Here is a 12,779-nt window from a genome sequence, read left to right on the forward strand (position 1 = left end):
TGATATTACAAAGACAGGAGGCATTCATGACTGGGAGGTGATACGGTGATTCGACTCAATATCCTTAATATGAAGAACTTCTTGCAGGTGGTTAACACCTGCGATGGATGCGTAACCATGATATCCTGTGACGGAAGCAGAAAAGATATCAACAAGCAGTACGCCATCCAGCACGACTTATTAAACGAGTACAGAGAGAACAAAAACTCCCTGCATCTCTCACTGGATATTCCAAACTCAACCGATTATATGAACATTGTGTCATACTACGCCGGGGATTGCTGATTGTTTCTGTATTTCATCATGGGGGGCCTGGCTGCATCCGCAGCCAGGCCCCTTCCCCTTTCAATATCCAAAGATATTCAACCCATCCATCCCTACCGCCAAAGCAGCAAAATCACCTACGGATTCCCCCAGCCCAGCCGGAACAATCCGGCACACACTTTGATTTAATTCCAGCGCCTCCTTTTTTATCTCTTTCAGCACATAATCTCTCAAAAGCGCTTCCTGCCTGCTATAAATGCTGCCTATCACAACACATTCCGGATTTAAAATATCTATTAACACAGCAATTCCTCTTCCCAGATAAGTTCCCACTTTGCTATAGATACATAACGCCAGTTCATCCATATTCTCTGCCGCCTCCGCAATCCCCTTGGCGTCAAACGTCTGAATCGATGTTTGTTTTCCCTGCGTTATCCACATCTCATGCATCCTAACACCCAGGCGGGCAATACCGCCCCCGCTGCAAAAGCCCTCAAAAGAACCTTCTTTTCCATAGCCGGAAGGCCCCTTGCTTTCCATGCGGATATGTCCCACCTCGCCCGCCATATCATTGGCTCCGGAATATAGTCTCCCATTTAAAATCAGTCCGGCGCCCATGCCAGTTCCAAAGGTGAGAAAAATCATATGCTCGCACCCCTTTCCAGCTCCCCACCTCCACTCTGCCAATGCACAGGCATTGGCATCATTCTGAAGTTTCACCGGTATGCCAAACACCTCTTCAAAATAAGAAACCACCGGTATCTCATCCCATCCAGGCAGATTGGGAGGGCTTAATACCAGCCCTTTTTTCGTATCCAAAGGCCCGCCGCAGCTGATACCTATTGCATCCAGAGATATTGCAGAATCCGATTTTTCTAAAAGCATCTCCTTCAACATCCCGGCTAAATCCTTTAAAACCATGTACGGCTGCTCCGCCATAGTAGGAAATGCTCTTCTTTCCAATACCGTTATCGTTCCCGTTTCGTCCGCGCATCCCAGGGATACCGCACATTTTGTTCCGCCAATATCAATTCCCGCTATCATTTTCATAAAAAGAATTCCTCCTCCAGCCACCGGCAGAGTGTGTGATAGACCGCCAAATGGTATTCCTGAATCTCCGGCGTGCACAAAGACGGCGCCTGGACATAAACATCACAAAATTCTTTGATTTTTCCATTCCCCATACCTGAAAGTCCTATATTTTTCAACCCCAATACTTTTGCCGTTTCCAGCGCATACTTTATATTTTCTGAATTTCCGGATGTGCTGAGAGCCAACAGCACATCCCCTTCTCTTCCATAAGCATAAACCAACTGGGCATAGTTCAAATCACCTCTCACATCATTAGCAAATGCTGTGGAAAAAGAAAGCTGCTCCGGAAGACTGATCACAGGAAGCGCCCCCTGCAGATTCTCATGAAGAAATCTGCCATCGGGAACCGCCAGCGTCCACGTGTCTCTCACCTCTTCTGCCAGCCTTCGCTTTTTCAAAAATCCCTTCAACAATTCACCTGCTATGTGGCTGCAATCCGCCGCGCTTCCCCCATTCCCGCACACCAACAGCTTTCCCCCGCTCTGAAAACTGTCCTTCATAATAGAAAATGCCATCTCCATATCCCTTTGGCATGACTCCAATTGAGGATATCTTTCCACCAGCTGTTTCATAGTTTTCCTCCATCTTTAATTTCTGGAATACCGTTTACTTTCATCGACAAACGGAATGAAATCCCAGGACGCCCCCGTCCGTTTCATCGCTTCTCTCACCACCCTTTTTTGGGGTATCACTGATTCCATATAGGAAATGACAGCCTCCGGCTCAAAGCGTTCCAAAATCAGATTTTTCAAATGTGATTCCACTTTTGCATATTCTTCCTGGCCACTGACATTATTTTTTTCATCAGGGTCCGAGTCCATAAGAAACAGCTGTGCTTCCCGGCCATAAATCAAAGTATACTTCCAATGATTCTCCCGTACCATATAGCAGGGCCACAAAATACCTTCTCCGTGAGATTCCGAAAAAACAGGTTCTCTGCCCTGTTCCATGACTGAAAACAGCGACACCCCATCCATCTCCCGGAGCGTATCTTCACAGCCGGCCAAACTCATCACAGTCGGCGCAATATCCACCAATGACACCGGAGCCGCCACCTTTTTCCCCTTCACCTTACCACCCGGTGTGGAAATGATCAATGGAATTCTGGAGGACCACTCATAAAAACAGCGTTTCTGCACCATTCCACGCTCTCCCAACATATCTCCATGGTCACTGGTAAATATAACAACCGTATTTTCCCGGAGACCACATTGCTCCAGATCATCCAAAAGCTGCCCCACCTTATCATCAATATAAGTAACCAGCCCGCTGTATGCCCGGCGAACCGCATATAAATCCTCAGCTTTCGTCACATCAAAGACATCCGTCCGATGAAACCCCGTGTTCAGCCAGCAATCCAGCAGAGTGTCGCCTTTGAGTTTTACATGACTCAAATCCGGTATTGCAATGTCTTTGCCCTCGTACATATTCCAATATTTCTCCGGCGGCTGAAAAGGGTCGTGGGGATGATGGTAGGAAACGCAAAGGCAAAACGGAGTTTTTTCCTTCTCCATCCCTTTTTTATACAGGTATTCCCTGGCTTTTACCTGCACCTCCTCATCATATTGAAGACCGTCGTTCCATTCCTTCGGCTTGGCGGATTGACGGTTATAATGAATGGCATTGCCCCAGCTGTCCGGCTGCATGATGTGCTTTTCCTTGTCAATAAATTGGGGCAGCCAGCTGTAATCAGACGGGTAGATGTCCGTAGTCAGCCGGGTGGTAAACCCGTGAAGCTGGTCCGCTCCCACAAAATGCATTTTCCCACAAAGCACCGTTTCATACCCTGCATTCGTTAGATAATGGGCAAACGTGGGTTCTTCGCTTGGAAATGCCGATACATTGTCAAAACAGTTCAGCCGGCCCACATACTTCCCTGTCATCATCGCCGCTCTTGCCGGGGTACATAGAGGGCAGGGCGAATACGCGGCTTCAAAAAGCACGCCTTCACTGGCCAGCCTGTCAAGGTTCGGAGTGATGACCTGCGTATTCCCATAAGCCCCCATCATAAAAGGTGTCAACTGGTCAGCCATAATCAATACAATATTATAGTTATCGTTCATAAGTCTCCTCCACTTCCTTTTCCCAGATAAACCGGTCCGTTAAGCCTCTGCTGCTGTCAGGCCCCATCAAAATCTCAAATTCCCCCGGTTCAAATCCAAACTTCCCATCCATTCCTGTAAATGACACATCCTCTTCCCTCAAGGAAAAGGAAACACATTTTTTCTCTCCCGGTTCCAAATGCACTCTCCGAAATCCTTTCAACTCCTTCGCCGGTCTCACCACAGATGCATGAATATCAGATACGTATAGCTGGACAATCTCCTCACCTGCCATATGACCGGTATTTTTTACATCCACAGAGGCCAAAACAGTTCCCGCTCTCTTCTCTATGACAAGATTTTCATAAGTATACGTAGTATAGCTTCTTCCAAAACCGAAAGGATAGAGCGGCCCATATTCAGAAAACAGGTAATGCTTGAACTGTCCCGTTCTCTTCTGGCTATAATAGACCGGCAGCTGCCCCACATTCCTCGCCACAGACACACACAGCTTTCCTGAAGGATTGTAATCTCCTCCAAGCAGTGCAGCCACGGCCCTTCCTGTCTCCTGCCCGGCATAAAAGCACTGGATGACAGCTCTGGATTCCCGGTATATCCTCTCGTTTGAGTAGGGCTTCCCACTGACAATCACCGTGACAATATTGGGATTAACCTTCCGTATTTTCTTAAACAGTTCTTCCTGGTGTCCCGGCAGATTGAGATTGTCATTGTCCCCGGAACTGTTATTGGCATAGATCGCCTCTCTGCTGGTAGCCGCAGAACCGCCTAAGCATAACACTACCAAATCAGCTGTTTTTGCACAGTCAGCCGCCTTCCTAATCATCTTCCGGTCCTCTTTTAGAGAACACAGCTCCGGCTCTCTCATCATAGTGGCATCCACCTCAGTCTCCATGGTAAACGCTTCCTTGGTCAGTCCGCAGCCCTCTTCATAATAGATCTCCTGATTCCCTTCCCATCTTTCTCTTATCCCTTCCAAGATACTAACACCAATATGGGGAGCCGAACTGTAATAGCTGAAATGAACAGGATGAGCGCAGGGACCAATCACCGCTATGGACAAGGATTTCCGCTCACTTACAAGCGGCAGAATGCCATCATTTTCCAATAATACCAGACTCTCCTCTGCCGCTTCCAGCGCCAAATCACAATGACTCTCACACCTGACAGTCAGCTTTGCCTGCGCCGGTTCCACAAAGGGCTGTTCAAATAATCCCAGCTCATTTTTTATACACAGGACCCTCTCCACCGCGCGGTCAATACAATCCATCATATCCGGTGAAAGCAGCTGGTTTTCCAGGGACTGATAGGTTTTTCCGTCCGGAATATCCATGTCCACCCCCGCCTTGAGGGCCAGCATAGCCGCCTCTAAAGGACTTTCGGCGGTTCCATGCAGATGCTCCAATCTTCCAATATCATAATAATCAGACACTACAATCCCTTTAAATCCCCACTGTTTTCTCAAGATATCGTCCAATAACTCTCGGTTCTGATGGCAGGGTATCCCATCCACATCACAGTGGGAAGGCATCACCCCCATGGCCCCGCCTTCCACGACTGCTGCCCGGAACGGAGGCAGGATTTCATCCAGCAATTCTCTTCTCCCCACAAAAGAGGGAGCAAAATTTCTCCCACCGCTGCATTGCCCATAACCGGCAAAATGTTTAACCGTGGAAACCACATTTTTTTGCAGCCCTTTCACAGCGGCACAACCCATCTGGGACGTGAGAAACGTATCCTCCCCAAAGGTTTCTTCCAATCTGCCAAACCGGGGGTCCCGCCCCAAATCCAGAACAGGCGTAAAAGCCTGATGTCCCCCTCTTGCTCTTGTCTCCCTTCCCACCGCCTCATAAATCTGCTTCACCAGCTCTGTGTGAAAGGTGCAGGCCAGTCCTATGGGCTTGGGAAACATGGAAGCTCCCTTTGCCACCTGCCCGCTTAAACATTCTTCCTGAATCAGGGCCGGAATATGAAACCGGCTTTTCTCCATGACTCTGCGCTGGATTTCATTGTTAATCCTGGCGCTTATTTCCGGAGGAAAATTCCTGGCAGGCAGCTGAAAGGAACCAATTCCCCAGGCAATCTTCTCCTCCAGATTCTCTATCTCCACCTTGCTTCCATCCATCCTGACTTCAATCGATGGAATCGAACATAACTGGCTGATTTTTTCCTTTAAATTCATACGACTGATGATATTTTTAATCTGCCCTCTCTCCATTATCCCTTCACCGCCCCCTGCAGCATACTTTTTTGCATTTGTTCACTGAGGCAAAGATATATGATAAAAGTAGGCGCCGTGGCCACCAGCATAGCCGCGCCAATAGGACCCCAGTCCGTTACAAAAATCCCCTGAAAGGACATAACTGCCACAGGCAGTGTCTTTTTTGTCATATCCGTAGTAAATGTGAGCGCAAACATCAATTCGTTCCAGGCATTTAGAAACGTAAATATCGAAACCACCGACATGGGGATTTTCATCAACGGCAGAATAATCCTAAAAAACAGCTGATAGACATTACAGCCATCCATACATGCGGCCTCTTCCAGTTCCAGCGGAAGATTTTTCAAAAATCCCGTGAAAATAAACATGGCTGTTGGCAAAGCAAAGGCCGTGTAAGGTATGATCAAAGACCAGAGGCTGTTTAATATCCCCATCTTCTTAAACAAAATAAAAAGTGGCAGCAGTGAAGCATGAACCGGAATCATAATCCCGGCCAGAAACAGCATAATCATCCATTTTCCGTATTTCCAGCGCATTCTGACACAGGCATATGCGGCCATTGAGGAAAACAATAAGGTTACCGCCACCGTTGCCACGGTAACAAGCACACTGTTTATTAAAAAGGTCTGGATTTTCAGTCCCTGAAACACGATCTTAAAATTTTCCCATATCACTGGCGAAGGCAGGGCAAAGGCAGGATTGTTAAATATCTGATGGTTGTCCTTAAAAGCAAACAGAAACAGCCAGATCAAAGGGGCAATCTGTATCACTACAAAAAAAGCAAGTATCACATTTCTCACTGCTAAAATCAAACGTTTCTTTATATCCATGTTCTGCTCCTCCTCTACCCCACTCTGTCTTCTGCTTTTTGAAACAGTTTATCGACCGACAATGCATAGATCAGACAGATCACCACAATTACGATTGCCATAGCGCTGCCCTCCCCGTAACGATACTTTGAAAATATTGTCTTATACATGGTGATAGTCGGCACCTCCGACGCGTGAACCGGTCCGCCCTCCGTCAGAATATAGATTAAATCAAATGCTTTCATAGACCCCACCACCATGAAGGTGACGCTGACCTTGATCATGGGAATAATATTGGGCAGTGTAATATTCCACGCAATACGGAACTTATTGGCGCCGTCTATCTGGGCCGATTCGTAGATATCCCTTGGCAGAGATTTCACCGCGGAATAGACAATCAGCATATGGTATCCCATCCACTGCCAAACCCCCGGAATTGCAACCGCCATCATTACCGTCTTTTTATCTACCAGCCAGTTCCTCTGCAGCGTTTCCATGCCGAGAACTCCCAAAAGCTGATTAATCAGCCCATTTACCGGGTCATACAATTTAATCCAAAGCTGTCCCGTAACGGCAGTCATGATAATCACCGGTATAAAGTAAATGGTTCTGTATATTTTTTCTCCCCGCATGCCGCTTGAAATAAGCAATGCAAGAAAAACAGCCACAGGAAGCTGAAGACCGATATTGGCTGCAAGCAATACCAGAGAATTCCTGATTGATTTCAGGAATATTTTATCTGTTAATATGTTCTTATAATTATCAAGTCCAATAAATGATGCCTCTCCAATGCCATCCCAGTCGAGCAGACTGAACCAGACGGATGCACCCACGGTTACGATAACCACTACGGTAAACACCACCAGCGCCGGAAGTAAAAAAATAGCGATGGATTTCTTATTACTGAGCATTCTATTCATATTAATCCTCCATTTAAAAAGCTGCCTGATATTTATTTATCACCAGGCAGCTTCACAATCAGCTATTTCAAATATTCTTCCATCATCTCAATATATTGTTCTGGTGTGATTTCTCCCAAGCTGAGCATGGTTGTAGTATTTTTATAATCTTCCACCACGTCCGCGGCTAACGTCGTATCCCAGTTTGGTATTCCTTCCGATAAGCCTCCGTACATCTCATTCAATTCAATCAAGAATGGGCTCATCGTAGATTCATCAACGGACACATTCCACGCCGGGAATCCCGCTCCGGACTGATATAAGTTCTTCGCCGTCTGCTCTGTAATGAATTTCAATGCATCAACTGCCACTTCTTTATGTTTTGAATTGTTGGAAACCATGTATCCTGACAAGGAAGCCCCAAGATACTCCCCTTCTTTATTCATTTCCCCCTCAATCACCGGGAAGGGCGCTGCCACCAATTTCCCTTTTACCGCGGAATCCTCTTTATCAAATACTCCCACGGACCATGTTCCGTTAAATGTCATCGGAATTCCTCCCGCGGCAAATTTTGTGTTAGCATCGGGTGGAATCAAATTCATACTGTCGGCGGTGAAGCCCCCTCTGTTTGTCAGATTCTGAAAATATTCGGCGGCCTTCCGATATCCTTCCTGATTCATGGATTCCTCACCTGCCACTACCTTTCTGTTACTGTCCACACCTGCTGTCCTGATTGCCATGGCCTCGTAGAGAGCTGTCAACGGCCACATTGCCTTACCGCCTATAATCATCGGCTCGATGCCCTTGCTCTGAAATGCATCCATAACCGTTACCAGTTCCTGATAAGTCTCCGGAATTTCCAATCCATTCTGCTCGAACAACTCCTTATTGTAGAACATCAGCATTCCTGTGAAATCTACCGGAAGACCGTAAACCTGGTCGTCATAGCTGAGTACATTTAACACGCCCGGTTTGATTTTCTCCTTTGTTCCATCTCCCAGATATGGTTCCAGATTCAGTACCTTACCGGACTCGACAAAAGGTTCGGCAAAGGTATATCCCCATGCCATAAAAATATCAGGCAACTCATCCGCGGCAACAGCCGTCCTTATTTTTACTTTATACTGCTCTCCCTGAGTCGCATCCTGATTGATTTTTACATTCGGATGCTCTTTTTCATACTGCTCAATTGCATCAAACAGTGCGATGGCCGTTGGATCATTCACATTGGTTTGAATGTGCCACATATTTAATGTAATCTGTTCCTCACCGGCCCCTGAAGTTTCTCCCGCCGCTTTCTCACCTGTTTCTGAAAGTTCGGTTTTCTCCTGTGCCCCATCAGTGCCGGAAACCTTGGTACCTTCCGATGTCCCGGCTCCACTGCACCCCAACAGTGAACACACCATTGCACCAATCAATACCATCCCCATCAAGCGTTTCATTCTGATTCCTCCTCCGTAATTTGATACACTGAGTATACTCTAACCGCGATCGGAACGGAACGGAGAAATATTACCCGTATCCTGAATTTTTTTACTTTTTATATTCGCTGAACGAAACTCCCGTAAATTTCTTAAAACACCTTCCGAAATAGTCCGGGTCGGAAAATCCAACCAATTCAGAAAGCTCATAAGCTAAATAATCTTTTTCCTGCAAAAGCTGCAGCGCCTTTCTCATTCGAATCTCTAATAAATACTCTGAGAAGTTTTTTCCCATTCCCTTTTTAAATATTCGGCTCAAATAGCTGGCATTGAGGTGAAATTCTTCCGCAATCACCGACAAGCTTAAAGCCTGTTCGTAATAATGTTCTTTGATATAGAGTTTCATAAGGGCAAACAGTTCTTTCTCCCCACCCTCCTGTTTTTCGTCCCCGCCTCCTATAAACTGTTCCCAAAGAAATGGAAATGTTTCTTCCACATGCCGCTTAATGCGTTCCAGCTCTGCTTCTTTTCTGCCTCTTTCACAAATCTTTTCCTTGATTTTCTCTACAATTTTCTTCAACTCTACATCATCAATGGGTTTTAACAAAAAATCGGCGATTCCCAGTTTAATGCTTCTTCTTGCATATTCAAATTCATCATAACCTGTTACAATTATAATTTCCGTCTCCGGATAGCGGGCCTTCAGATGCTCACTGAGCGCAAGGCCATTGACGTCCGGCATTTCAATATCTGTAATCACAATATCGGCAGGCTCTAAGTCCATTAATCGCATTGCCTCATCCGCGCTGTCTGCTTCCCCTGAAATCACAATACCGGACTTCTCCCAATCCAAACAATATTTCACCATATCCCGTGCCAACGGCTCGTCATCCACAATGATCATTTTCAATATTTTATCCTTCATTCCGCACCTCCCTGATAGGCACCGAAATTATAATACTGGTTCCCTGCCCCGGCTCTGATTGAATGGACACCGCCTGTTCATTATCATAATAAAGCCGTATCCTCTCGATGGTTCCGGCCAGACCAAAACCATTTTCTGACTCTTTTATCGTTCTGTTACCTAACAGTGTCTCGATCTGTTCCTCCGTCATACCAACGCCATCGTCTCTAACACCAAGCAGGACATTCCCATCCTCTCCCCGCTGTACCGACAAAACAATCATTCCCTCCCGTTTCAAAGGTCTGATTCCATGATAAATAGCATTTTCCACCAGTGGCTGCAAAACCAATTTTGGAACCTTTACAGAACACAGACTCTCATCAATTTCATACTGCACGTGAAATATATTTGAAAACCTGACATTTTGAATCAACAGATATTTTGATACCAAATCAATCTCCTCCGCCAAAGTGACAAATTCCTCCCCTTTCCCCAAAACTTTTCTATAATAAGAGCTGAATGCTTTCAGCACCTCATAGGCTTCCCGCTTTCTGTCTGAAAGTACCAGGGCGCTGATATCATTTAAGGTATTATACAAAAAATGGGGTTTGATCTGCGCCTGTAAGATGTTCAGTTCCATTTTTCTCACCACTTTATGTTTTTCCACAATTCCGTCAAACAGGACATTGATCCGTTCTGTCATATCGTTAAATGCATCCTGGAGCATTAACATCTCTTTTGTGTTCGTGTTGAGCTGTAAATGACTTTTGCTGCCCTTTTCATGCTCTTTCATCGCCCTGACAAGTTCCTTGACCGGCGCTGTAAATCCTCTCATAATAAAAAAAGTTCCCAATAAAAGAACAGCGCTATTTGCAGCCAGTACAATTAATGCGGATTTCTGCATCCGTTTGTTTTCCAGCGTCAATGTGGTCATGGGGGTTACACTGGTATAATTCCAGACAGTTCCTGGCATTTCCATAGACAAACTGGATACAAGATATAATTCTTTTTCTTTTACCTGCATCCCCTTTCCACTCTTTTTGGCCTCTTCCATTAAATTCTTATTTTCTTTTGAAACAAAACGATAGATTGGTACTCCCTCGGCATCCGTAATCTCTAAATCAGTTTGATATTTTTCCTGGGTTTCCTGCATGGATTTAAGCAATTCCCCGGAACTCATATTAATTACCAGCATTCCGATTTTTTTCTGGGTCATGATATCATTAATGCAGAAAACCATGGCGATTTCCCCATCTTCTCTATCCATCACATTTGTGGTGATGATATGCCGCCCGTTTGCCAAAACCGCCTCACGGTACCATGACTGTTCCTGAATCTCATATTTTTTCCTAATTCCCGCCCCGGTTCTGTCTATCCCATAAAAGCGCCCATTTTCATCGTAGTAATATACCGTCCTCACATGGGATGCCAATTCTACGAAACTATACAGTATCCGCTCGATCTCAAGCTCCCGCTCCAATGTATAGGCTTCATTTTGTTGATTCAGCATCTTTTGCGTGTTTTCATCCAGCATACGAAGCTTTGCATACGATTTTATGGAGCCCAGCTGATTATCAATTCCTTTGTGTATGGAATTTAAAACCTGTTCGGAAAGCTGGCCGGCCTCCTTCGTATAAGAATCCTTTAGTATTCTCTGATATAGCGTACCGCTGGAAATAGTCGATACCACAAACAGCGTGCCAATGACCAATATCATCTTCATGTTAATTGGCATTTTCCTCATAAACTGTCTCATAAGTCCCCCATGATATTTCCCCATTAGTTATTGGTTTCAGTCTACTACACGGGTATATTCATGTCAATTTCATTATTTAGTCATTATAAAAAGGAATGTTAGTGCCGCAGCAGCACCAAACATTCCCTTTTGTCATTCATTTTCTATTTCCGTTTAATAACTCTATACGCCACACTCTCATAGGGCCACAGAGCCACAAGGCTCTCCCCGTGCCCATCTTCATAATTCCCAATCAGCCTGCTGCACCCCCGCAGACTCACAGCCTCCGGCAATACCAGTTCCCGGCCGCTTAAATTGTTGAATACCAGAATCTCCTCCCCCGCTCCAAACCGGCTGTATGCAAACAAATCCGGCACCGACTGGAACAGGAATTCAATCCCTCCGTCCGCAATCACCTCATATTCTTTTCGCAGGGCAATCAGCTTCCTGTGATAGTTCCAGATGGAATCCTCATCGGCCATCTCCGCCTCCGCATTGATCGTCACATGATTGGCCGGAATGCCAATCCACGGAACGCTGTCCGTAAATCCTGCCTGCTCCGTGCCGTCCCACTGCATGGGCGTTCTTCCGTTATCACGGGAGCGGGCGGCCAGAATATCGAGGGCTTCCTTTCGCGTCTTGCCTTCCGACTGCATGATTTCATAGTAGTTGATACTCTCCACATCCCGGTACTCACTGATATCCTTAAAACCGGCGTTGGTCATCCCCAGCTCTTCCCCCTGGAAAATGTAGGGCGTTCCGCGAAGCAGATGGATGGAGGTGGCCAGCATCTTCGCCGACTCCTTCCAGTACTTTTTATCGTCCCCAAACCGTGACACCGCCCTTGGCTGGTCGTGGTTGCACCAGAACATGGCATTCCAGCCCTGCTCCGCCTGCATTCCCTCCTGCCACTGCATCAGAAGACGTTTCAGTTCCTCGTGGTCCGGCTCCTTCGGCTCCCATTTATTGCCGTCCTTGTAATCCACCTTCAGATGGTGAAAATTAAAGCACATGGAAAACTCGTGTTCCTCCGGCCTGGTGTAGCGGATGCAGTTTTCCAGGGAGGTGGAGGACATCTCCCCCACCGTCACCATTTCCCCAATTCCCGTGTCTCTCACCAGCTCCTTTAAGTACTCGTGGACGTGGGGACCGTCGGTGTAGAAACGACGTCCGTCGCCTCTGTCGTCATCCTCGAACAGCTCCGGCTTGGAGATTAAATTTACCACGTCAAACCGGAAACCTTTAACTCCCTTATCCTTCCAGAACCGAATCACCTGCTTCAACTCTTCCCGCACCTGGGAATTCTCCCAGTTTAAATCTGCCTGGGTCACGTCAAAGAGATGGAGATACCATTTTTTCAGATGGGGAACATAC

11 protein-coding genes are annotated in these 12,779 nt (G+C 46.3%); 1 reads left to right on the forward strand and 10 read right to left on the reverse strand.

Annotation, left to right across the window (positions count from 1 at the left end):
* The first annotated feature begins 45 nt into the window (after nucleotides 1-45).
* A complete protein-coding gene (locus HMPREF9473_RS20140; RefSeq protein WP_006782059.1) occupies nucleotides 46-285 on the forward strand; it encodes a hypothetical protein in 240 nt (79 codons plus the stop codon).
* A gap of 60 nt (nucleotides 286-345) precedes the next feature.
* On the opposite strand, the gene HMPREF9473_RS20145 is transcribed toward HMPREF9473_RS20140, so the two are convergent.
* From HMPREF9473_RS20145 to HMPREF9473_RS20190, 10 genes are all read right to left on the reverse strand, one after another.
* Nucleotides 346-1,314 carry an ROK family protein gene (locus HMPREF9473_RS20145; protein ID WP_006782060.1) on the reverse strand — a complete coding sequence of 323 codons (969 nt, stop codon included), beginning with the start codon at nucleotides 1,312-1,314 and terminating at the stop codon, nucleotides 346-348.
* A complete protein-coding gene (locus HMPREF9473_RS20150; RefSeq protein ID WP_006782061.1) occupies nucleotides 1,311-1,928 on the reverse strand; it encodes a D-sedoheptulose-7-phosphate isomerase in 618 nt (205 codons plus the stop codon). The genes HMPREF9473_RS20145 and HMPREF9473_RS20150 overlap by 4 nt, the downstream gene beginning before the upstream one ends.
* Nucleotides 1,929-1,943: 15 nt before the next feature.
* Nucleotides 1,944-3,419 carry a choline-sulfatase gene (gene betC / locus HMPREF9473_RS20155; RefSeq protein ID WP_006782062.1) on the reverse strand — a complete coding sequence of 492 codons (1,476 nt, stop codon included), beginning with the start codon at nucleotides 3,417-3,419 and terminating at the stop codon, nucleotides 1,944-1,946.
* Nucleotides 3,409-5,598: a glycoside hydrolase family 3 N-terminal domain-containing protein gene (locus HMPREF9473_RS20160; RefSeq protein ID WP_187388722.1), complete on the reverse strand. Its 2,190-nt coding sequence runs from the start codon at nucleotides 5,596-5,598 to the stop codon at nucleotides 3,409-3,411. The genes betC and HMPREF9473_RS20160 overlap by 11 nt, the downstream gene beginning before the upstream one ends.
* A gap of 35 nt (nucleotides 5,599-5,633) precedes the next feature.
* Complete coding sequence (locus HMPREF9473_RS20165; protein ID WP_006782064.1) at nucleotides 5,634-6,467, reverse strand: carbohydrate ABC transporter permease; 834 nt, start codon at nucleotides 6,465-6,467, stop codon at nucleotides 5,634-5,636.
* Nucleotides 6,468-6,481: 14 nt separating this feature from the next.
* Nucleotides 6,482-7,366, reverse strand: a complete 885-nt coding sequence (locus HMPREF9473_RS20170) for a carbohydrate ABC transporter permease (protein ID WP_006782065.1) — start codon at nucleotides 7,364-7,366, stop codon at nucleotides 6,482-6,484.
* Nucleotides 7,367-7,428: 62 nt separating this feature from the next.
* Complete coding sequence (locus HMPREF9473_RS20175; RefSeq protein WP_006782066.1) at nucleotides 7,429-8,787, reverse strand: extracellular solute-binding protein; 1,359 nt, start codon at nucleotides 8,785-8,787, stop codon at nucleotides 7,429-7,431.
* A gap of 91 nt (nucleotides 8,788-8,878) precedes the next feature.
* On the reverse strand, nucleotides 8,879-9,691 hold the full coding sequence (locus HMPREF9473_RS20180; protein ID WP_006782067.1) for a response regulator transcription factor: 813 nt from the start codon (nucleotides 9,689-9,691) through the stop codon (nucleotides 8,879-8,881).
* Entirely contained in the window at nucleotides 9,681-11,426 is a 1,746-nt protein-coding gene (locus HMPREF9473_RS26505; RefSeq protein ID WP_006782068.1) for a sensor histidine kinase, read from the reverse strand. Before HMPREF9473_RS26505 ends, HMPREF9473_RS20180 begins: the two co-directional genes overlap by 11 nt.
* Before the next feature lie 143 nt (nucleotides 11,427-11,569).
* A partial coding sequence (locus HMPREF9473_RS20190; RefSeq protein WP_006782069.1) for an alpha-amylase family glycosyl hydrolase occupies nucleotides 11,570-12,779 on the reverse strand: 1,210 nt, incomplete at its 5' end.

The sequence above is a fragment of the Hungatella hathewayi WAL-18680 genome, from assembly GCF_000235505.1.
GTDB classification, from domain to species: domain Bacteria; phylum Bacillota; class Clostridia; order Lachnospirales; family Lachnospiraceae; genus Hungatella_A; species Hungatella_A hathewayi_A.